The following is a 20,570-nucleotide window of genomic DNA, read 5'->3' as shown; positions in this document are numbered from 1 at the left end:
CGCGGCCGATCCCAGTGCGCCCGCTCATCGGTCACCCGTGACATCTGTCAGGTCGGTGTGCCCTCGGAATCCCCGGAGGGCCGGGGAATCCGACAGCAGCCCCCTTGTCCGCCTCCCACCCCCCGGATACAGTCACGATATATCGTTAACAGATCGTGAACACATCGCGATACCCAGACTTGAGGGAGCACGACATGAAGCACCACCACCACCCCCAGCGCGGGGGATCGGGCCCGTGGGGCCCCTGGTCCGACCTCGGTGGCCACCTCAGCGGTCGGCAGGGCGGCCACCACGGCCGGCGCGGCGGACCGCCGCCGTGGCTCGCCGGCCTGTTCGGCGCGCCGGACGCGCGTGAGGGCCGGCGCGGTCCGCGGGTGCGCCGCGGGGACGTGCGCGCCGCGATCCTCGACGTGCTGGCCGGCGCCGAGGAGACCGAGCCGCTCAACGGCTACCAGGTCATCCAGGCGATCACCGCCCGCAGCGAGGGCGCCTGGCGGCCGAGCCCGGGGTCGGTCTACCCGACGATCCAGCAGCTCGAGGACGAGGGCCTGGTCGAGGGCGACGACGCCCGCGGCCGCCGCGCCCTGCGGCTGACCGCCGAGGGACGCACCTACGTCGCCGAGCACCCCGACGAGCTCGCCGCCGTGTGGGCGCCGTTCGAGGCCGCGCGCGAGGACAGCAGCGGCGGCGTCGACCTGCGCCCGGAGATCGGGCAGGTGATGAGCGCGGTCTGGCAGATCGTCACCTCCGGCACCGAGGGCCAGCGCCGCGCGGCCATCGACGTCCTGGTCGACACCCGCCGCCGGCTCTACGGGATCCTCGCCGACGGCGACCCGGCCGACACCGAGGACCTGGACGACGCCGACGCCGACGGCGCAGCCGACGAGCCCGGCGCCGACGACGCGCGCCCCGCGGGCTCATGAACGAGCACCTGCGCATCGGGGACGCCGAGCGCGACCGCGCGGCCTCCGACCTCGCCGAGCACTACGCCGAGGGCCGGCTGACCGCGGCCGAGCACGCCGAGCGCCTGGACCGGATCTGGGCCGCGCGCACCCGCGCCGACCTCGTCCCGGTCTTCGGCGACCTCCCCGCGCGCACCGCTGCGTACGCCGCCGTGCCGGCCCGTCCGCGGCACCGGCCCTCCTCGGTGGTGCTCGCGCTGGCCGGCGTCCTGCTGGTGCTGACCGTGCTCACCCACCTGCCGTTCGTGCTGGTGGCGCTGCTGCTGTTCGTCGTGGTCCGGCGACACCGGCGCCGCGCGTGGTTACCCTCCGGTACGTGACGAGCCCCTCCTTCGACCTCGGCCCCGACCACCTCGAGCTCCAGCGCTGGGTCCACTCCTTCGCCGCGGACGTGATCCGCCCGGCCGCGGCGGAGTGGGACGAGCGCGAGGAGTTCCCCTGGCCGGTGCTCGAGGAGGCGGCGAAGATCGGCCTGTACTCCCTGGACTTCTTCGCCACGCAGAGCTTCGACGAGACCGGGCTCGGCATCCCGGTGACCATGGAGGAGATCTTCTGGGGCGACGCCGGCATCGGCCTCGCGATCGTCGGCACCGCCCTCGCGGCCGCGGGCGTCAGCGCCAACGGCACCCCCGAGCAGGTCGGCGAGTGGGTGCCGCAGATGTTCGGCGAGCCCGGGGACCTGCGGCTCGGCGCGTTCTGCTCCTCCGAGCCCGACGCCGGCAGCGACGTGGGCGCGATGCGCACCCGCGCGACGTACGACGAGGCCACCGGCGAGTGGGTCCTCAACGGCACCAAGACCTGGGCCACCAACGGCGGCATCGCCGACGTCCACGTCGTGACCGCCGTCGTCGACCCCGACCTGCGGACCCGCGGCCAGGCCTCGTTCGTCGTGCCGCCGGGCACCAAGGGGCTCAGCCAGGGGCAGAAGTTCCACAAGCACGGCATCCGCGCCTCCCACACCGCCGAGGTGGTCCTCGACCGGGTGCGCGTGCCGGGCCGCTGCCTGCTCGGCGGCAAGGAGAAGCTCGACGCCCGCCTGGCCCGGGCCCGGGAGGGCACCCGCGCCGGTGGCAACGCCAGCATGGCGACCTTCGAGCGGACCCGCCCCGCCGTGGGCGCGCAGGCCGTCGGCATCGCCCGCGCCGCCTACGAGGTCGCCCTGGACTACGCCCGCACCCGCGAGCAGTTCGGCCGGCCGATCGTGGAGAACCAGGCGATCGCCTTCGCGCTGGCCGACATGCGGGCCTCGATCGACGCCGCCCGGCTGCTGGTGTGGCGCGCGGCGTGGATGGCCAGCCAGGGCAAGTCCTTCGAGGCGGCCGAGGGCTCGATGTCCAAGCTCGTCGCCGGCGAGACCGCGGTCAAGGTCACCGGCCAGGCGATGCAGATCCTCGGCGGCAACGGCTTCACCCGGGAGTACCCCGTCGAGCGGATGGCCCGCGACGCCAAGATCTACACGATCTTCGAGGGCACCTCGGAGATCCAGCGGCTGGTCATCGCCCGCGCGATCTCCGGCGCCCAGATCCGGTAGGCCCTGCGTCATCGCCGCAGGTCACCGGCCTTCTGCCAGGTGGCGACGTGTCTCTGCCGACGGACCGGAGCGTCCTCATCTGTCCCGTCCGCCTCACCCGTCCAGCAGGGCGAAGGTCGCCAGCGCGTGCACCAGGGTCTCGCCGTCCTGCTCGATCTCCGCGTCGCAGACGGTCAGGCTCTGCCCACGTTTGCCCACGGCGGCGGTGACCACCAGCTGCCCCGGCTTGCCCGGGCGCAGGTAGGTGACGGTGAGCTGGCTGGTCGCCGTCGATCCCTCGTCCAGGGTGCTCATGATCGCTGCACCCATCGCGGTGTCGACCAAGGTGGCGAGCATCCCCCCGTGGACGGCGCCGGCGTGGTTGAGGTGCTCCTCGCCCACGTCCACCACCAGGGTCGCCCGCCCGTCCGTGGCGTCCGGGGCGCGTGCGCCGATCAGCGAGAGGAATCCCTGCGGCTCGTCTGTCATGACCACCAGGTACCCGGGACGGTCGTGGTTCGGTACGTCCTACGGACGTACCGAAGTCGTCCGGCGGGCACCCGCTGCGCGGCGGGCCAGGAGCCAGAAAGGACTTCGGTACGTCGGGCGGTCAGGCGGTCTCGCCGGCACCGCCCGGGGCGTCGTCGACGACCGTCTCGTCGCTGGGGGTCGTGCCGTCGAGGACGGCGAGCAGCCGGCCGATCGCGGCCGCGGTGTAGGGCTCGAGCTCGCCGCCGTCCGCGCCGAGGTCGAACCGGCTCAGGAACACCACGTCGTTGTCGATCCGCGCGGCCGAGAGGCGGATCGCGACCGGGAGCTCGAGGCCCTCGGCCGAGGCGGACCCGATCGCGCTGATGTTCAGCTGCTCGTCGACCTCCTCGGCGGAGGTCTCCTCGTCGTGCTCGACCTCGAGGGTGAAGGTGGCGCCGTCCTCGGTGACGTCGATCTGCTCGCAGTCGGCGAGCGCGGCACGCAGCCGCTCGAACCGCTCGGTGACGTCGTCGAGGGAGTCGTAGGACGACACGCCGCTGGAGATGGCAGGCGTCTCGAGCTCGGTGGCGGCGACGTACGACGCCTCGGCCTTGGCCGCGGACTGGTCGAGGTCGTCGTCCACCGCGGCGAGGCAGCCCAGGCCGGTGGAGTCCTCGTCCTCCGCCTCGGGGTCGTCGTTCGGGTCGTCGTCGTCGACGGTGAAGCCCGGGCCGAGGTTCTGCGGCGAGAGGACGGCCTCGTCGACCTGGGCCTGGTCCAGGACCACGACCTCGCTCGGGATGCCGTTGCCCGCGGTCCCGGAGTCGTCGTCGGAGTCGCCGGAGCCGCACGCGGTGAGCGCGGCGGCCAGCAGCAGGGCCCCGGCGACAGGGGCGGAGCGGCGGGGACGAGCGAGCACGGCGACCTCCTCGGGCGGCTGGGGCGGGGTCGACGGTACCCCGGCCGCCGGCGGGTCAGCTCGCCGCGTCGAACCGCAGGCCGAGGGCGTCGCGGACCTCGTCGACGTCCAGCCCGGCGAGGTCCAGCCGGCGGCGTACCTCCGCCTCGTCGAGGTCGGCTCCCGGACCGGTGGCCCGCTGGAGCAGGTCCCCGGCGACGGCGATCCGCGCCTCGTGGGTGGTGCACCCGATCGCCAGGTAGGACTCCAGCAGCCGCCGGCCGTCCTCGTCCAGCCACGTGTGGTTCTCGGTCATCGGGGTTCTCCTCTCGCGTGCGGGAGTGCTGCGCCGACGAGCCGTCCCCCACGTCGGCTCGTCGGCGCAGACAAGTCTCCGCGTGCGGGGCGCTCCGACGCGCCCGCGACGTGCCGCTCGGACGATCCCGAACAACCGCGGACGGTCGGTGCGAGTGCCTAGGCTGGTGGCTGCGCCGCGCAGGGCGCACGCACAGGCTGGATGGGGATCTCGGGTGATGGACGGACGGACGCGCGACGACGTAGACGAGGCCGGCGTGGACGGCGCCGCCGCGGCCGGTGGCACCGGCCGGTGGGACCGGTTCGCCCACGAGCTGCAGGCGCTGCGGCGGGCGGCGGGCGAGCCGTCGTTCGCCGAGATCGCCCGGCGCGTGGCCGAGCTCCGGATCGCCGACGGCGCCGACGAGCACGCGGCCCGGGTCGCGCGGACCACCGTGTACGACGCGTTCCGCACCGGCCGCGCCCGCGTCAACGTCCCGCTGGTGCGCGAGATCGTCGCCGCCCTCGACGCCGACCCCGCGCTCGTCGACGGCTGGCTGGCCGCGCCCGCCCCCTCTGCCCCCTCTGACTCCGACTCTGACTCCGCCTCGCCGACCGCCGAGCCGCCGGTCGCGCCGTCCGTGCCCGCCGCGCCGAGCGAGCCGAGCGAGCCGAGCGAGCCGAGCGAGCCGAGCGGGCCGGCCGTCGAGGGCCGGCGCCCGCGGCGGCGTACCGTCCTGCTCCTCCTGACCGCCCTCATCGCCGTGAACGTGCTGGGCCGGGCCTTCGTCGACCTCTTCGGGCTGCCGATCTACCTCGACATGATCGGGACGGCGTCGGCGGCGATCGCGCTGGGACCGTGGTACGGCGTGGCCGTCGCGGTGGTCTCGAACCTCGCCGGGATGGCCTCGAGCGGGGCGGACTCGGCGCCGTTCATGCTGGTCAACGCGGCCGGCGCGCTGGTGTGGGGGTACGGCGTGCGCCGGTGGGGGATGGGCCGGACGCTGCCGCGGTTCTTCACGCTCAACCTGCTCGTCGCGGCGGTGTGCAGCCTGGTCGCGGTCCCGCTGCTGCTCGTGGCCTTCGGCGGCTCGGTGGGGCACGGCCAGGACCTGATCGCCTCGAGGATCCTCGACACCACGACCAGCAGCGTCCTGGCGGTCGCGCTGGCCAACCTGCTGGTCTCCCTGGCCGACAAGGTGATCGCCGGGTTCGCCGCGCTCGTCGTCGTCTCCGGACTGCCGGCCGGCCTCCGCGCCGGGGCACCGATCCCGGTCGTCGTGGCATCGGAACCGGGGCCGGGGCCGGGCCGGTGAGGCAGCGCTTCCGCGGGCGGATCGCCGGCACCGGCACGACCAGCGGGGTGCGGGTCGTCGTCGGGCACTGGCACGACACCCCGCTCGGCGCGTTCTCCGACGCGATGGTGGAGACCGCCGCCGGGCACCGCGTGCTGCTCGCGCCGCACCGGGCCGCGGCGGACTTCATCGCCGCGACCTACACCTTCGACGAGGTGCGGATCGAGCCGTTCTCGGTCGTCGTCGCCTCCGTCGTCGCCTCCGCCCCGTCCGCCTCCGTCCCGGCCCCCTCCGCCTCCTCCGGCGAGCGGTGGCTGGTCCGCTCGCCCTCGCTCCGCCTCGACCTCGTCGTCGGCGCCCGGACCGCCCTGGGCCGACTGCTGCGGCTCGTGCCGGCCCGGCTCGCCGCGGCGCCGGCGTTCTGCGCCCTCACCGACCCCGTCGCTCGCCTGCTGCTCGACGGCGTGCGCACCCGCGGCTCGGCCGCCGGCGCCCGCCGCGAGTGGTACGGCGCGACCGACCACCACGCGCTGACCGCCGCGGACGGCTCGTTCGACGGCGTACCCCTCGGCGGCCTCGCGCCGGTCGACCCGCCCCCGCGCTTCGGGTTCTCCTCGACCCCGCCCCGCCCCTCAGTCACCGACGTGGTCACGACCGTCGAGCTCTGACGCCGGCGCCGCTCCCCGGGTCCCCCGGGTCTCCCGGGCTGTCCGGAGCGCTACTTCTGGGCCTCCGTCTCCGCTTCCGGGGCAATATTTCGGCCCAGAAGCGGATGCATCCCACCTAAAGGTGGGACGCGCACCCCCCGAAAATCACGCCCGCACCGCAGGCATGACCGTCTCGGAGACGAGCCGCAGCGACTCCCAGGAGGGGGCGGCGGGGAGGCCGCCGCAGGCGGGGTGGGAGGTGACGAGCCGGACGTCGCGGGAGCGGATCCGCTCGACGAGGTCGTCGGGGGTGCAGACGAGGTAGACGCCGGCGGCCTGCATCTCCTCGACGGTGGTCGAGGGGTCGAGGACGTGGGAGGCGGCCTCGCCGTGCCAGGCCTGGTACGCCGTGGCGTCGGCCAGCAGGTGGTGGCCCCACCGCTCCCAGAACTCCGCGGGCCGCTCGGTGCAGAACACGGTGGCCGGGCCGGCGGGCGCGGTGATCACGAGGCCGGGCTCCCGGCCGAGGGCGCGGCACGCGGCGACGTACTCCTCCTTCAGCGCGGGGTCGGCGTGCTGGGGCTGGAAGGCGAGCCCGAGCCGCGCGGCGCGGCGGGCGGCCGCGGGCGACCCGCCGCCGTAGAGGAGGAAGGGGTGCGGGTCGCTGTACGGCCGCGGGGTGACCCGGCCGGCGGCCCAGGCGTCGAGGATCGTGGTGATCGCGGCCTCGACGTCGCGGCCGCGGGTGCGCCAGGGCTTGTCGAACAGCTCGTACTCCACCTCGCGGTAGCCCAGCCCGAAGGTGAACCCGACCCGGCCGCCCGCGAGGTGGTCGAGCACCGCGATGTCCTCGGCCAGCCGCAGCGGGTCGTGCAGGTTGACCAGCAGCGCCGCGACCGTGATCGGCACCCGCCGGGTGACGGCCGCCATCGCCGAGGCGACGAGCAGCGGCGAGGGCAGGTAGCCGTCGTCGGCGGCGTGGTGCTCGGAGAGCATGATCGCGTCGTGGCCGTGCGCGTCGACGTACGCCGCCTGCTCCAGCGAGCGCGCGTAGACCTCCTGCCGGGTGGCGGCGTCGCCGCCCGGGACGCGGAAGTCGTAGCGGGTGACGAAGGTGGCCATGGCTACAGGGTGGTGCTCCGGTCGACCCACGTCGAGGACCCGACCGTTCTGGTCTCGATCAGTCGGGACCCGTCAGGTCCGCGGAGCGGTGGACCCACACCGAGGTGGTCTCCATCCCGATCTTCCGGTACAGGTCGAGCGCGCCGGTGCGCGAGTCGGTCGAGAGCTCGAGCCCGGACGCCCCGTGGGAGCGCGCGACCGCGGAGCCGTCCGCGAGGAGCGCCTGGGCCAACCCGCGGTGGCGGCGGTCGGCGCGGGTGGCGAGCTTGTCGACGTACGCCGTGTGGCCGTCGAGGTGCAGCGAGGCGACGGCCGCGACGGCCCCGTCCGGGTCGACCGCGACGCGCAGGTGCCACGGCTCGAAGCCGGGGCGCTCCCAGACCGTCGCCCCGAAGTCGTCGAGGGGCTCCCGCTCGCGCACCGACCACTCCAGGAAGGCGTCCTCGGCCACCGTCCAGACCTGCTCCCGCTCGCCCGCGGTCGCCGCGCGCACGACGTACCCCTCCGGCAGCGGGCGCGCGGGGACGGGGCGGTCCGGGGGGAGCCGGAGCACCCAGCTGGTCCAGCGCACGGTGCAGCCCAGCGAGGCCAGCAGCCGGTCGCCCGGCGACCCCTCGGGCACCTCCTGGCCGACGACGCTCGCGCCGAGGCCGCGGGCGGTCGCGTGCACCCAGCCGGCGAGGGCGGTGCCGATGCCGCGGCCGCGGACGTCGGGGTGGACGGAGACGTCGGCGCGGCCGGGGTGGGTGAGCTCGGCCGAGGCGACGAGGCGGTCGCCGTCGAGGACGCCGAGGGAGCGGGTGGCGAGGTCGTAGGAGGGCCGCTGCCAGTCCGCGACGATGTCGGCCTCCTCGATGACGACCTCGCCGAGGTCGGCCAGCTCGGAGGCGGCCATCACCTCGAAGACCGCGGGGGCGTCGGCGGTCGTCAGCGGGCGGGTGGTCAGGCCGGCCGGGAGCGGGATGGGGGGAGGCACACCGTCGATGGGACCACGCGGACGACCGACGGGACCGCCCCTTTTCCTCGGGGCGGCCCCGTCCGGGGTCGAGCGGTGCTGCTGGTCAGGCGTTCTTGATCGCGGAGATGTCGAAGTCGAGCTTGACCTTCTCCGAGACGAGCACGCCGCCGGTCTCGAGCGCTGCGTTCCAGGTCAGGCCCCAGTCCTTGCGGTTGATGGCGGTGCCGCCCTCGAAGCCGACGCGGAGGTTGCCGAACGGGTCCTGGGCGGAGCCGGTCTCGTCGAAGGCGATGGTGACGGCGTTGGTGACGCCCTTGATGGTCAGGTCGCCGGTGATCGCCCAGGTGTCGTCGTCGACCTTCGCGACCTCGGTGGAACGGAAGGTGATCTCGGGGTTGGCCTCGGCGTCGAAGAAGTCGGCGGAGACGAGGTGACCGTCGCGGTCGGCGGAGCCGGTGTCGATGCTGGCGGTGCGGATGGTCAGCGAGACCTGCGAGGCGGAGGGGTTCGCGGCGTCGATGCGGGCGGTGCCCTCGAACTCCTTGAACGCGCCGCGGACGGTGGTGACCATCGCGTGGCGGGCGGAGAAGCCGATCCGGCTGTGCGAGGCGTCGATCGTGTAGTCGCCGGTGATGTCGTCGACGGCGGCGGTGGCCGGGTCGAACACGTCGACGGCGGCGGGGGCGGCGGTCTCGGCCTTGCGGCTGAAGATGCTCATGGGGGTGCTCCTCGGGAGTGGTGGCGACTGGACGACCACGAAGTCGTTCAGGTTTCAACCACTAGAACGGACCGCGGTCCGCTTCCATTCCCGAACCGGGGGAGGTGGTCTGGACCACCCGCGCATGGCATGGGCATGGCATGGGCATGGCGCTGCCGCGGCGCCGAGCCCCCCAGGGGCGGCGCCGCGGTGGCGGGGCTGGTGGGCCGGCGGAGTGAGGGCCGGCGCTCAGGCCGCGGGGGCCACGAGCGCCGGCGCGGTCGCCTCGGCGGCGGTCACCCAGCGCGCCTCCATGCGGATGCGGCCACGGCCGTCGACGACGGGCACCCAGCGCTGGACCGGGTGGGTCCGGGGTGTGGGGGACGCCTGCGGTTCCGTCATGGGACACCTCCTGTTCACCATCTGTTCACCTAGCATAACCTCGCCCCACCGGGACGGGCCAGAAGGTGTTCAGGTCCGATTCCACGCTCCACCTGGCGACCCCCAGCGGTCGCGGAGTGGGCCGGACGCTCCCCGGGGCCGGGGCGAGGCCGACCCGCCACAGGTGCCCCCGGTGGGGGCGGTGACCGATCGCACCGCGGCCCGGAAGAGGCACCAGGGTGCGGAACCTCTACCGTGGGAGGGTGAGCACCACCGACGACGCCTCTGCCCCCATGACCACCTTCGCAGACCTGGGCCTCGACGACGCCGTGCTGCGCGCGCTCAAGGACGTCGGCTACGAGACGCCGTCGCCCATCCAGGCCGCCACGATCCCGCCGCTGCTCGCCGGCCGCGACGTCGTCGGCCTGGCGCAGACCGGCACCGGCAAGACCGCCGCGTTCGCGCTGCCCATCCTCAGCAAGCTGGACCTGAAGCAGAAGACGCCGCAGGCGCTCGTCCTGGCCCCCACCCGTGAGCTCGCGCTCCAGGTGTGCGAGGCGTTCGAGCGGTACGCCGCGCACCGCAAGGGCGTCCACGTCCTGCCCGTCTACGGCGGCCAGGCCTACGGCGTACAGCTCTCCGCCCTGCGTCGCGGCGTCCACGTCGTCGTCGGCACCCCGGGCCGGATCATGGACCACCTCGAGAAGGGCACCCTCGACCTCTCCGAGCTGCGCTTCCTCGTGCTCGACGAGGCCGACGAGATGCTCAACATGGGCTTCGCCGAGGACGTCGAGACGATCCTCTCGAGCACGCCGGAGGACAAGAACGTCGCGCTGTTCTCCGCGACGATGCCCGCGCAGATCCGCCGGCTCTCCAAGAGCTACCTGCGCGACCCGCAGGAGATCACCGTCAAGGCGAGCTCCACGACGGCCGCGAACATCACCCAGCGCTACCTGCTGGTCAGCTACCCGCAGAAGGTCGACGCGCTCACGCGCATCCTCGAGGTCGAGAACTTCGAGGGGATGATCGTCTTCGTCCGCACCAAGCACGAGACCGAGACGCTCGCCGAGAAGCTGCGCGCCCGCGGGTTCTCCGCCGCCGCCATCAACGGCGACGTCGCCCAGGCGGTCCGCGAGCGGACTGTCAACCAGCTGAAGTCGGGCAAGCTCGACATCCTCGTCGCCACCGACGTCGCCGCCCGCGGCCTCGACGTCGAGCGGATCAGCCACGTCGTCAACTACGACATCCCCACCGACACCGAGTCCTACGTCCACCGCATCGGCCGCACCGGCCGCGCGGGCCGGACCGGCGACGCGATCTCCTTCGTCACCCCGCGCGAGCGCTACCTGCTCAAGCACATCGAGAAGGCCACCAAGCAGCCGCTCACCCAGATGCCGCTGCCGAACGTCGACGACGTCAACGCCACCCGGCTCTCCCGCTTCGACGACGCGATCACCGCCGCGCTCGGCCAGACCGACCGGATCGACAAGTTCCGCGACATCATCGGCCACTACGTCCAGGAGTACGACGTCCCCGAGGTCGACGTGGCCGCCGCGCTCGCCGTCGTGGCCCAGGGCGACACCCCGCTGCTGCTCGACCCGGCCGCCGAGGCCCGCGCGCCGCGCATGGACGACCGCCCCGACCGCAAGGACCGCGGCGACCGGCCCGAGCGGGGCGAGCGCCGCCCGCGCGGCCGCACCGACGTCCCGATGGCGACGTACCGGATCGCCGTGGGCAAGCGGCACAAGGTCGAGCCGCGCCAGATCGTCGGCGCGATCGCCAACGAGGGCGGCCTCCAGCGCGGGGACTTCGGGCACATCCAGATCCGCCCGGACTTCTCCCTCGTCGAGCTGCCCGCGAACCTGCCGCCGACGGTGTTCCAGAAGCTCGAGGAGACCCGGATCTCCGGCAAGCTCATCGAGCTCCAGCCCGACGGTGGCTCGAGCCGCCCGGCGGCCCGCAAGCCCCGCCACAAGGACTGACGCCGGCCGGTCCGGCCACGAGCGACGCCCCGCGCAGGTCCGCGGGCGGGGCGCCGTCGAGGCTTGTCCGCGCGCCGAGTCTGTGAGTTCATGTTGACATGACGTCGAGCGAGCGCGTGCAGCGCTGGTCCGTGGGCGACCTGGCGGGCCGGTTCGGCCTGGCCACGCACGTCCTGCGGCACTGGGAGGACGTCGGGCTGCTGACCCCGGCGCGTGACGGCGCGGGGCGCCGGCGCTACGGGCAGGACGAGGTGGTGCGGGTCGCGGTGATCTTGCGCAGCAAGGCCGCCGGCATGAGCCTGGAGCAGATCGCGGTGATGCTCGACGCGGACGCCGCCGACCGGCACGCCGTCCTCCAGGCCCACCTCGACGACCTGGACCGGCGGATGCAGGACATGGAGCGCTCGCGGGAGATGACCGAGCACGCGCTGCGCTGCGGGGCCCACGACATCGCGACCTGCCCGCGGTTCAAGGCCGCGGTGACCGACCTGGTCGAGGGCAAGCTCGACGCCTTCCCGACCGGTCCGGAGATCCACGCGATGCTCGGCTGACCCCGTCACTGCACAGTCACTGCCCCGTCAACTGCGCAGTCACTGCGCAGCCACCGTCCGGGCACCCTCCGGGCACTGTCCGGGCGGACTGGTAGAAGGGTCGCATGCGACGACTCGGGCACCTCGCCGTCGCGGCCACCCTCCTCGCGGGGGCGGCTGCGAGCGGGTGCAGCGCGGACGACAGCGGCCCCGACCCCCGCGAGGCGGCCGAGACGCTCGCCGGCGCGCTCGCGGGCGGCGACCTCGCCGAGGTCGCCTTCGACGACCCCGCCGAGGAGCCGCAGGCGGCCTACGACGAGGTCGTCGCGGGCCTGGCCACGGGCGAGGACGGCCCGGCGCCGGACGTCGAGGTCGGTGAGGTGCGCGAGGGCGAGGACGGCTCCGCGACCGCCGCGCTCACCTGGACCTGGCCGGTCCTCGGGCCCGCCGAGGGCGCTGGCGAGGATCCTGGCGAGGATCCTGGCGAGGACCCCGCCGACGGCGCCTGGACCTATGAGACCGAGGCGAGGCTGACCGAGGTCGACGGCGCCTGGCAGGTGGCCTGGGACCGCGCGCTGGTCGAGCCCAGCCTGGCCGAGGACGAGGTGCTGGACCGCACGACGATCGCGGCCGCCCGCGGCGAGGTCACCGGCGCCCGCGGCAAGGCGCTGGTCACCGATCGCCCGGTCATCACCTACGGGGTCGACCGGGCGCGCGTGCCGCGCCAGCGGGCGGTCGCCGACGCCCGGGCGCTCGCCCGGCTCGTCGACATCGACCCGGCGGCGTACGCCGAGCGCGTGCGGGCCGCGGGCGACAAGGCGTTCGTCGAGGCGATCACCTACCGCCGCGAGGACGTGCCCGCGGGCCTGGTGGCCGCGATCGGCCCGCTGCGCGGCGTCATCGCGATCCCCGGCGAGCGGGCGCTCGCCCCGACCCGGGAGTTCGCCGCGCCGGTGCTGGGCTCGGTCGGCGAGGTCACCGCGGAGATGGTCGAGGAGGACCCCACGCTGCGGCCGGGCGACCGGGCCGGGCTCTCCGGGCTCCAGGCGCGCTACGAGGACCAGCTGCGCGGCGAGCCGGGCGTCGTGGTCGACGCGCTCGGACCGGGCGGGGAGGAGCGCGAGCTGTTCCGCGTCGAGGCCACCCCCGGCGAGGAGCTCGCGCTGACCCTCGACGTCGACCTGCAGCTCGCGGCCGAGCAGGTGCTCGCCGACACCGGCCCGGCCAGCGCCCTGGTCGCGGTCCGGCCCAGCGACGGCGCCCTGCTCGCGGTCGCCAACGGCGCGGGCACCGACGGCTACAACCTGGCCACCTACGGCCAGCTCGCGCCCGGCTCGACGTTCAAGGTGGTCAGCGCCCTCGCGCTGCTGCGCGCCGGCCTGCGCCCGACCAGCCCGGTCGCGTGCACGCCGACGTCGACCGTCGACGGCAAGCGGTTCACCAACTACTCCGACTACCCCGCCTCCGCGCTGGGCCGGGTCCCGCTGCGGACCGCGGTCGCGCAGAGCTGCAACACCGCCTTCATCGCCGAGCGCGACCGGCTCGAGCGCACCGGCGAGGGCGCCGACGACCTGGCCGCCGCGGCGGCCTCCCTCGGCCTCGGCGTCGACCACGACCTCGGCTTCCCGGCGTACTTCGGCAGCGTCTCGCCGCCGACGTCGGAGACCCAGGCGGCCGCGGACCTGATCGGCCAGGGGACCGTGCTCGCCTCCCCGATGGCCGTCGCGACCGTGCTCGCCAGCGTGCAGCGCGGCGCCACCGTCGTCCCGCGGCTGCTCGAGCAGGTCGACGTCGCGGCCCCCGCCGGCGTCGAGCCGCTGGCCGCGGGCGAGGCGGACGCGCTGCGCGGGATGCTGCGCGCCGTGGTCACCGAGGGCAGCGGCCGCGCGCTCGCCGACGTGCCCGGACCGCCGGTGCTCGCCAAGACCGGGACGGCGGAGTTCGAGGACGACGGCCGGCTCGCGACGCACGCCTGGATGGCCGCCGCGCAGGGCGACCTCGCCGTGGCGGTCTTCGTCGAGCGCGGCGCGTCCGGGTCGCGCACGGCCGGGCCGCTGCTGGAGTCGTTCCTGAGGACGGCCCGCCGGCTCGGGGGTTGAGGCCGAGCCGGCGGGCCGACGGCCGGCCGTCGTGTGGGGACACCGCGGCCGGTCAAGGGAGAACCCCTCGCCGCATGGGGTCGGCAAGGGGTTCAGTGCCGCCTTCTAGGTGCTCCCTCCGAAGTCGACGTGCACGAGCATTCCACGCGGTCCGGGAGGTGTCAGGCATTTGGTGCAGAACGTCGAGGTGACACCCTTCACGTCATGACCGGACCAGACCGCGTTCCCCTGCTCGACGACCAGCACCGCGACCTCTTCATCGGCGGCCGGTGGCGACCGGCGGCGTCCGGCGCCCGCTTCGACGTGCTCGACCCGGCTGACGGATCGGTGCTGACCGACGTCGCGGACGCCTCCGTCGAGGACGCCGTGGCGGCGCTCGACGCGGCGGCCGCGGCCCAGGCCGACTGGGCTCGGACCGCGCCGCGGGAGCGGGGGGAGGTGCTGCGCCGCGCCTTCGAGCTGGTCGCGCAGCGCGCCGACGACTTCGCGCTGCTGATGAGCCTGGAGATGGGCAAGACCGTGGCCGAGGCCAAGGGCGAGGTCGGCTACGGCAACGAGTTCTTCCGCTGGTTCTCCGAGGAGGCCGTGCGCATCCACGGGCGGTACCTGCCGAACCCCGCGGGCGGCAGCCGGCTGCTGACGCTGAAGAAGCCGGTCGGCCCCTGCCTGTTCGTGACGCCGTGGAACTTCCCGCTCGCGATGGGCACCCGCAAGATCGGCCCCGCCATCGCCGCGGGCTGCACGATGGTGGTCAAGCCGGCCGCGCAGACCCCGCTCACGATGCTGGCGCTGGCCGCGGTCCTCGCCGAGGCCGGGCTCCCCGACGGCGTGCTGAACGTCGTGCCGTCGACGCACGCCGCGCAGATCAGCGAGACGCTCCAGGCCGACGACCGGCTGCGCAAGGTCTCCTTCACCGGGTCGACCGCCGTCGGCCGGGTGATGGTGCGCCAGTCCGCCGAGCGGCTCCAGCGGGTGAGCATGGAGCTCGGCGGCAACGCGCCGTTCCTCGTCTTCGCCGACGCCGACCTCGACGCGGCCGTCGACGGCGCGATGGTCGCGAAGATGCGCAACATGGGCGAGGCGTGCACCGCGGCCAACCGGTTCCTCGTGCACGTCGACGTCGCCGAGGAGTTCGGCCGCCGCCTCGCCGAGCGGATGGGCGCGCTGCGCCTGGGCCGCGGCCAGGACGAGGGCACCGACGTCGGCCCGCTCATCGACGAGAAGGCGGTCGCCTCGGTGACCGGGCTCGTGGACGAGGCGGTCCGCGACGGCGCCCGGGTCGTCGTCGGCGGCGAGCCGCACGAGGGCCCCGGCTACTTCGTGGCCCCGACCGTGCTGCTCGACGTACCGCAGTCCTCGGCGATCAACACCCAGGAGATCTTCGGCCCGGTCGCGCCGATCACGACCTTCACCACCGAGGAGGAGGCCGTCGCGAAGGCCAACGACACCGAGTACGGCTTGGCCTCCTACGTCTACACCCGCGACCTGGCCCGCACGATCCGGATGGCCGAGGCGCTGGACTTCGGGATGGTCGGGATCAACACCGGGCTGATCTCCAACCCCGCCGCACCCTTCGGCGGGGTCAAGGCCAGCGGCTTCGGCAGGGAGGGCGGCTTCGAGGGCATCGAGGAGTACCTCGAGACGACGTACGTCGCGCTGCCCGCCGGCTGAGCCCCGGCCCCGCGCTGCCAGGATGCGTGCCGTGGATTGAGCGGCGCGGCGGCGGGGAACGAGCATCCGGCCGGTCGGTGCCGCCCCCGCCGGGCCGACGACCATCACCACCAGCACCGCCAGCCTGCACCGCGCGACCCCAGCCCCGGAGGAACCGATGACCGACACCGCCCGACGCCGGATGCGCTCCTCGAGCGTCGCCCTGGGGGTGACCGCGCTGATGGCGGCCGGCCTCACCGGGTGCGCGTCCTCGGCCGACTACGCCGCGGTCTGCGTCAACCCCGAGACCCAGGAGCGCGTCGACGACGACGAGTGCGACGACGACAGCGACTACAACGGCGTCGGCACCGGCTTCTTCTGGTACTACCTCGGCGCCAGCTCCCGCGTCCCGTCCGTCGGGACGCCCGTCTCCGGCGGCACCTGGAACGGGTCGTCGCTCTCCGGCAAGGTCCAGCGCGGCGGCCTGCCCTCGACCGGTGGGTCGACGGTGAAGTCGACGACGAAGTCCGGCGGGTTCGGCGGCAGCAGCCGCGGCTTCTCCGGCTGACCGCCCGCCCCCTGCTCCCCCCGCGCCGTACCCCTCCCACCACGACCTCCGAAGGAACCCGATGTCCGACCTGCTCACCGCCCTCGGCCACGCCGTCGTCTACGCCGTGCTCGCCGGCGTCCTGCTGGTGGTCGCCTACTACGTGCTCGACCTGGTGACCCCCGGCCACCTCGGCAGCCACCTGCGCGGCGTCGACGAGCGCGGCGAGGAGTCGGTGCACGCGGCCAGCCGCTCCGCCGGCGTCGTCACCGGCGCCTGGCTGATCTCGAACGCGGCGGTGCTGTTCACCGCGATCTGGACCAACGGCGAGACCGACCTGGGGTGGGCGCTGGCCTGGACGCTGGCCTTCGGCGCGCTCGGCATCGTCCTCAACGCGGTGATGTTCTTCGTCATCGAGGCGATCACCCCCGGCGACCTGCGCCGGATCGTCACCTCCGCCGGCCCGGTCCGGCCGCTGGCCTACGTGGCCGCCGCGGTGGCCCTGAGCACCGGCGCGATCGTCTGCGCGAGCATCGCCTGATGTGGCGCCACCGGGCGCGCCCGCGCCCCGACTGGGAGCGGATCGTCACCGAGCAGGGGCTGATCTTCCCCACCACCGCCAAGCCGGACGGCACCACGGTGCCGTACTGGAACGAGGCCGCCTGGTACGAGCTGACCATGGACGAGGTCGAGATGCTCGAGGCCGCGACCGAGGAGCTGTGGGCGATGTGCGTCGACGCGGCCGGGCACATGGCCGCGACGATGACCGACGAGCGGCTCGGCCTCCCGCCCGGCACGCTCGGGCTGGTGCGGGAGTCGATCGCCCGCCAGGACCCGGCGATCTACGCCCGCTTCGACCTCGCGTACGGCGCCGACGGCTCGGTGAAGATGCTCGAGGTCAACGGCGACACCGCGACCGGGCTCGTCGAGACCGGCGTCGCGCAGTGGCGCTGGGTCGAGGACGTGATGAGCGACATCGACCAGTGGAACAGCGTCCACGACCGGCTGGTCAACGCCTGGCGGCGGCTGCTGAACTTCGGCGCCCTCGGCGACGGCCGGGTGCACTTCCTCTATGACCTGGGGGAGGAGGGCTCCTACGACGGCGGCGAGATGGAGATGACCGTCCACTACCTGATGGACTGCGCCATCCAGGCCGGCGTCGCCGCGATCGCCCACCCCATCGCCGAGGTCGGCTGGAACCCCGACGCGCGGGAGTTCCGCGACGTCCACGACCAGCCGATCCGCACCGCGTTCAAGCTCTACCCCTGGGAGCAGATGCTCGGGGAGGACTTCGGCCGGCTGATCGTCGACCACGCCGAGCGGGAGCCCGTGCGCTGGTTCGAGCCGCCGTGGAAGGTGCTGCTGTCGACCAAGGCGATCCTGCCGGTGCTCTGGGAGCGCAACCCCGGCCACCGGCTGCTGCTGCCGGCCCACTTCGACGAGCCGCGCGACCTCACCTCCTGGGTCGCCAAGCCGCTGCACGGCCGCGAGGGCGACAACATCCACATCCGCCTCGCCGACGGGCACGAGACCCGGATGCCCGGGGTGTACGGCGAGGAGGGGTTCGTCTACCAGGCCTACACCGAGCTGCCGGTCTACGAGGGCAACCACGTGGTGCTCGGCTCCTGGATCGTCGACGGCCAGGCCGCCGGCATGATCGTCCGCGAGTCCGACGGCCCGGTCACCGACTACTTCAGCCGGGTCGTCCCCCACGCGATCAGCGACGCGCTCTCCCCCGACGACGCCCAGGTCCAGGCCTGGATCCTCGAGCGGGTCCCCGCCGACCCACCGCGGTTGTCGCCGGGGGCCTGAGGGCGCTCCTCAGGGGCGGCCGGTGCACCTCAGGCCGGCGCGCCGAGCGTCCCGGCAAGCCGGGTGCGGGAGGTGATCCCGAGCTTGCGGTAGACGTGGGAGAGGTGCCACTCGACGGCCTTGACGGTGACCACCAGCTCGGCGGCGATCTGGCGGTTGGTCAGCCCGCCGGCGGCCAGCGAGGCGACCCGCCGCTCGGAGGCGGTCAGCGCCGCGAACGCCTCGGACCGCACGCGGCGCGGGCCCTCGCCGAGCCGGTCCAGCAGGCGGCGTACCCGCTCGCGCAGCGGGCGCAGCTCCTGGCTCCCGGCGTACGCCTCCGCGCCGCGGAGCAGCGCGAGCGCCTCCTGCGGGTCCGCGGTGGCGGGGGTGAGGATGAGCAGGCCGGCGAGGTCGGTGTCCAGCTGCGCGGCGAGCCGCTCGGCCCCCTCGCCGGCGGCCAGCGTGGCGCGGGCACGGCGCAGCAGGTCGGTGCGGTGCGCGCCGGAGTCGGCGGTGGCGAGGGTGCGCAGCGCGATGGCGACGGCGTACGGCGGGCCGGAGGCCTCGGCCACCGCGAGGTGCTCGCGCGCGAGGTCGGCGCCCTCGCGGACGCGCCCGGTGCGGACCAGCGCGAGGGCCGCGCCCGCGCGCCACGGCACCTCGAGGACGTGCTGGAGGTGGACCGGCTCCGGCGGCCGCGGGAGCGAGGCGAGGACCGCGCCGGCCGCGGTGAACCGCTCGAGCGCGCGGTCGACCTCGCCGAGCGCCGCTGCGACCTCCCCGCGGGCGTGCAGCGCGAAGGCCGCCACGTCCGCGTCGGCCCCTGCGTCGGTCCCTGCCTCAGCACCTGCGTCGGCGTACGGCGCCAGCAGGTCGCCCAGGGCGACCACCTCGCGCAGGTCGCCCCGCGCCAGCCGGCACTCGATCGCCGCCACCGTCGCGCGCACCTCGTCGCGCCGGCCGAGCCCGCTGTCGCGGAGCCGGGTCAGCGCGGGGAGGGCCTCGGCGAACCGGCCGGCGCGCACCAGTGCGGTGACCTCGTCGACGGCGCCCGCGGTGAGGACGCGGTCGGCGAGGGCGGAGTCGGGCACGCCGGCAAGACTAGGAAGGCACGCGGCCCCGCGCGCCCGGTTCGCCCGACAACGCCGAGGGTGGTCCAGCCAGGTCGCGCCCGACGAACGCCAGCAGCTGCGCGGCGTACGTCGCGTCGTCGGCCACCGGGCGCACGGGCGCGAACCGCACGCCCCGGTCCGCCGGGTCGACGACCACGCCGGCGACGGCGAGCAGCCCGCGGGCGAGGTCCTCGGGCAGCGGGCCACGGGTGCCGGTCGCCTGGCCGACGTCCCAGGCGTGCACGGTGATCTCCAGTGCCGCGGCCGCGACGAGGAGCGGCCCGCCGAGGCCGGCGTCGCCGACGGCGACCGGGCCGGGGTGGCCGCAGCCGGCCGGGGCCGCGGCCGCGCGGGTCCACGCGGCCAGCAGCGCGCACGCCTTCTCCCGCAGCGCGTCGACCCGGGTGCTGGTCGGCGGGGGCGGGTCGACCCCGCCGACCCCGACGACGCCGGCCGCGGCCTCGGTGAAGGCGTCGAGCGCGTCCTCCATGTGGGCCAGCAGCGCCCGCAGCGTCCAGGCGGTGCACGGCGTGCTCCGGTCGAGGTGGGTCGGTGCGACGTCGGCGAGGGTGATCCGGGCGTAGGCCAGGGACCGGTCGAGCAGCTCGACGGCGTCGTCGAGCGCCCGGGTCACGACACCGGTCGGTGGTCGGCGGAGAGGCGGTCGGGCAGGCCGAACGTCGCGAAGAGCCGGGCGTCGAAGAACGCGGTCACGTGCCGCACCCGGTCCCCGTCGAGGTCGATGACCTGGAGCTGGAAGGGCGTGAAGTCGCCGGCGGCGGTGCGCATGTAGAGCCCGTACGCCGGCTGGCCGTTGGCCCAGGTCGCGAGCATCGGCATGTCGTTCGCGCCGCCGGGGCACTCGTTGCCGATCAGCCAGCCGATGGCGGTGGCGCCCTTGAACCAGCTGGTGAACGGCGGCATGTCCCAGGTCGCCTCGGCGGTGAGCATCGAGACGATCGCGTCGACGTCCTTGCGCCAGAACGCCTCGACGTACCGCTCGAGCAGCTGCTGCTGGGCCTCGGACAGGTGCGGCTCGACGGTGTCCTCGGTCAGCCCGCGGTCCTTCATCTGCGCGTGGGCGCGCTGGAGCGCGGAGTTGACCGCGGCGACCGTGGTGTCGAGCGCCTCGGCCACCTCGGCGGCCGACCAGCGCAGCACGTCGCGCAGGATCAGCACGGCGCGCTGCTTGGCGGGCAGGTGCTGCAGGGCGGCCACGAAGGCCAGGCGGATCGAGTCGCGCTCGGCGACGACCACCGACGCGTCGGGCACCGGCTCGAGCCAGGCGACCTCGTGGTCGGTCTCGAGCGCCTCGCCGGCCATCTGGTCCGGCGTCCCGAGCCCCGCGGGCAGCGGCCGCCGGGGTCGCCCCTCGAGGTTGGTCAGGCAGACGTTGGTGGCGATGCGGTAGAGCCAGGTGCGCACCGAGCTGCGGCCCTGGAAGTCCGCGGAGGCCTTCCACGCGCGCAGGAACGTCTCCTGCACGAGGTCCTCGGCCTCGTGCACCGAGCCGCTCATCCGGTAGCAGTGGGCCAGCAGCTCGCGCTGGTAGCGCTCGGTGAGCGTCGGGAAGTCGCTCAGCTCGGGGTCGGTCGTCGTCGCGGTCATGCGCTCTGCCTCC

Annotated in this window: 22 protein-coding genes; 12 read left to right on the top strand and 10 right to left on the bottom strand. The window is 74.6% G+C overall.

Annotated features, from left to right (window positions below; genetic code table 11):
* The first annotated feature begins 194 nt into the window (after nucleotides 1–194).
* Genes HPC71_RS20480 through HPC71_RS20470 form a run of 3 tightly spaced genes read left to right on the top strand, consistent with a single transcriptional unit; the run spans nucleotide 195 to nucleotide 2,493 of the window.
* Nucleotides 195–923 carry a PadR family transcriptional regulator gene (locus tag HPC71_RS20480; RefSeq protein WP_154616101.1) on the top strand — a complete coding sequence of 243 codons (729 nt, stop codon included), beginning with the start codon at nucleotides 195–197 and terminating at the stop codon, nucleotides 921–923.
* Nucleotides 920–1,282, top strand: a complete 363-nt coding sequence (locus HPC71_RS20475; protein WP_154616103.1) for a DUF1707 SHOCT-like domain-containing protein — start codon at nucleotides 920–922, stop codon at nucleotides 1,280–1,282. The genes HPC71_RS20480 and HPC71_RS20475 overlap by 4 nt, the downstream gene beginning before the upstream one ends.
* Nucleotides 1,279–2,493: an acyl-CoA dehydrogenase family protein gene (locus HPC71_RS20470; RefSeq protein WP_171897124.1), complete on the top strand. Its 1,215-nt coding sequence runs from the start codon at nucleotides 1,279–1,281 to the stop codon at nucleotides 2,491–2,493. The genes HPC71_RS20475 and HPC71_RS20470 overlap by 4 nt, the downstream gene beginning before the upstream one ends.
* A 93-nt stretch (nucleotides 2,494–2,586) precedes the next feature.
* Here HPC71_RS20470 and HPC71_RS20465 read toward each other — a convergent pair whose 3' ends face one another.
* From HPC71_RS20465 to HPC71_RS20455, 3 genes are all read right to left on the bottom strand, one after another.
* The gene (locus tag HPC71_RS20465; RefSeq protein ID WP_154612413.1) at nucleotides 2,587–2,961 is read right to left on the bottom strand and encodes a PaaI family thioesterase; all 375 of its coding nucleotides are present in this window, start codon (nucleotides 2,959–2,961) and stop codon (nucleotides 2,587–2,589) included.
* A 121-nt stretch (nucleotides 2,962–3,082) separates the two neighbouring features.
* Nucleotides 3,083–3,862, bottom strand: a complete 780-nt coding sequence (locus HPC71_RS20460; RefSeq protein WP_154616105.1) for a hypothetical protein — start codon at nucleotides 3,860–3,862, stop codon at nucleotides 3,083–3,085.
* A 55-nt stretch (nucleotides 3,863–3,917) separates the two neighbouring features.
* A complete protein-coding gene (locus HPC71_RS20455; RefSeq protein WP_154612415.1) occupies nucleotides 3,918–4,157 on the bottom strand; it encodes a hypothetical protein in 240 nt (79 codons plus the stop codon).
* A 217-nt stretch (nucleotides 4,158–4,374) separates the two neighbouring features.
* On the opposite strand from HPC71_RS20455, the gene HPC71_RS20450 reads away from it, so the two are divergent.
* Both HPC71_RS20450 and HPC71_RS20445 read left to right on the top strand, forming a co-directional pair.
* Complete coding sequence (locus HPC71_RS20450) at nucleotides 4,375–5,451, top strand: ECF transporter S component (protein ID WP_154616107.1); 1,077 nt, start codon at nucleotides 4,375–4,377, stop codon at nucleotides 5,449–5,451.
* The gene (locus HPC71_RS20445) at nucleotides 5,448–6,098 is read left to right on the top strand and encodes a hypothetical protein (protein WP_171897122.1); all 651 of its coding nucleotides are present in this window, start codon (nucleotides 5,448–5,450) and stop codon (nucleotides 6,096–6,098) included. The genes HPC71_RS20450 and HPC71_RS20445 overlap by 4 nt, the downstream gene beginning before the upstream one ends.
* A 144-nt stretch (nucleotides 6,099–6,242) precedes the next feature.
* Here the strand turns inward: HPC71_RS20445 and HPC71_RS20440 are convergent, their stop codons facing one another.
* The 4 genes from HPC71_RS20440 to HPC71_RS20425 all read right to left on the bottom strand — a co-directional run bounded on the left by HPC71_RS20440 (nucleotide 6,243) and on the right by HPC71_RS20425 (nucleotide 9,256).
* On the bottom strand, nucleotides 6,243–7,199 hold the full coding sequence (locus HPC71_RS20440) for an LLM class flavin-dependent oxidoreductase (RefSeq protein ID WP_154616109.1): 957 nt from the start codon (nucleotides 7,197–7,199) through the stop codon (nucleotides 6,243–6,245).
* Nucleotides 7,200–7,257: 58 nt separating this feature from the next.
* Nucleotides 7,258–8,175 (bottom strand): GNAT family N-acetyltransferase, encoded by a 918-nt coding sequence (locus HPC71_RS20435; protein ID WP_216656496.1) that lies wholly within the window; start codon nucleotides 8,173–8,175, stop codon nucleotides 7,258–7,260.
* An 85-nt stretch (nucleotides 8,176–8,260) separates the two neighbouring features.
* On the bottom strand, nucleotides 8,261–8,875 hold the full coding sequence (locus HPC71_RS20430) for a YceI family protein (protein WP_154612418.1): 615 nt from the start codon (nucleotides 8,873–8,875) through the stop codon (nucleotides 8,261–8,263).
* A 228-nt stretch (nucleotides 8,876–9,103) separates the two neighbouring features.
* Entirely contained in the window at nucleotides 9,104–9,256 is a 153-nt protein-coding gene (locus HPC71_RS20425; protein ID WP_154616111.1) for a hypothetical protein, read from the bottom strand.
* Between the two features lie 242 nt (nucleotides 9,257–9,498).
* Here HPC71_RS20425 and HPC71_RS20420 point away from each other — a divergent pair, with 242 nt between their 5' ends.
* The 7 genes from HPC71_RS20420 to HPC71_RS20390 all read left to right on the top strand — a co-directional run bounded on the left by HPC71_RS20420 (nucleotide 9,499) and on the right by HPC71_RS20390 (nucleotide 17,855).
* Nucleotides 9,499–11,217, top strand: a complete 1,719-nt coding sequence (locus HPC71_RS20420) for a DEAD/DEAH box helicase (RefSeq protein ID WP_216656495.1) — start codon at nucleotides 9,499–9,501, stop codon at nucleotides 11,215–11,217.
* Nucleotides 11,218–11,315: 98 nt separating this feature from the next.
* Complete coding sequence (locus HPC71_RS20415) at nucleotides 11,316–11,768, top strand: MerR family transcriptional regulator (RefSeq protein WP_154612420.1); 453 nt, start codon at nucleotides 11,316–11,318, stop codon at nucleotides 11,766–11,768.
* A gap of 104 nt (nucleotides 11,769–11,872) precedes the next feature.
* Nucleotides 11,873–13,846 (top strand): penicillin-binding transpeptidase domain-containing protein, encoded by a 1,974-nt coding sequence (locus HPC71_RS20410; protein WP_154616113.1) that lies wholly within the window; start codon nucleotides 11,873–11,875, stop codon nucleotides 13,844–13,846.
* A gap of 204 nt (nucleotides 13,847–14,050) precedes the next feature.
* Nucleotides 14,051–15,517: an NAD-dependent succinate-semialdehyde dehydrogenase gene (locus HPC71_RS20405; protein ID WP_154616115.1), complete on the top strand. Its 1,467-nt coding sequence runs from the start codon at nucleotides 14,051–14,053 to the stop codon at nucleotides 15,515–15,517.
* Between the two features lie 157 nt (nucleotides 15,518–15,674).
* A complete protein-coding gene (locus tag HPC71_RS20400; protein WP_154612423.1) occupies nucleotides 15,675–16,064 on the top strand; it encodes a hypothetical protein in 390 nt (129 codons plus the stop codon).
* Nucleotides 16,065–16,125: 61 nt separating this feature from the next.
* Complete coding sequence (locus HPC71_RS20395) at nucleotides 16,126–16,584, top strand: DUF350 domain-containing protein (RefSeq protein ID WP_216656494.1); 459 nt, start codon at nucleotides 16,126–16,128, stop codon at nucleotides 16,582–16,584.
* Nucleotides 16,584–17,855: a glutathionylspermidine synthase family protein gene (locus HPC71_RS20390; protein WP_154616117.1), complete on the top strand. Its 1,272-nt coding sequence runs from the start codon at nucleotides 16,584–16,586 to the stop codon at nucleotides 17,853–17,855. The genes HPC71_RS20395 and HPC71_RS20390 overlap by 1 nt, the downstream gene beginning before the upstream one ends.
* A 29-nt stretch (nucleotides 17,856–17,884) precedes the next feature.
* On the opposite strand, the gene HPC71_RS20985 is transcribed toward HPC71_RS20390, so the two are convergent.
* Genes HPC71_RS20985 through HPC71_RS20375 form a run of 3 tightly spaced genes read right to left on the bottom strand, consistent with a single transcriptional unit; the run spans nucleotide 17,885 to nucleotide 20,557 of the window.
* Nucleotides 17,885–18,928 carry a helix-turn-helix transcriptional regulator gene (locus HPC71_RS20985; protein ID WP_216656492.1) on the bottom strand — a complete coding sequence of 348 codons (1,044 nt, stop codon included), beginning with the start codon at nucleotides 18,926–18,928 and terminating at the stop codon, nucleotides 17,885–17,887.
* A 10-nt stretch (nucleotides 18,929–18,938) separates the two neighbouring features.
* Nucleotides 18,939–19,583: a TIGR03086 family metal-binding protein gene (locus HPC71_RS20380; RefSeq protein WP_154616119.1), complete on the bottom strand. Its 645-nt coding sequence runs from the start codon at nucleotides 19,581–19,583 to the stop codon at nucleotides 18,939–18,941.
* Nucleotides 19,580–20,557: a sigma-70 family RNA polymerase sigma factor gene (locus HPC71_RS20375; protein WP_154612426.1), complete on the bottom strand. Its 978-nt coding sequence runs from the start codon at nucleotides 20,555–20,557 to the stop codon at nucleotides 19,580–19,582. The genes HPC71_RS20380 and HPC71_RS20375 overlap by 4 nt, the downstream gene beginning before the upstream one ends.
* Nucleotides 20,558–20,570 lie beyond the last annotated feature (13 nt).

This window comes from Nocardioides marmotae (genome assembly GCF_013177455.1).
GTDB lineage: Bacteria > Actinomycetota > Actinomycetes > Propionibacteriales > Nocardioidaceae > Nocardioides > Nocardioides marmotae.
Note: the sequence above shows the minus strand (reverse complement) of the source record. Positions and strands in the feature narration are given on the sequence as shown.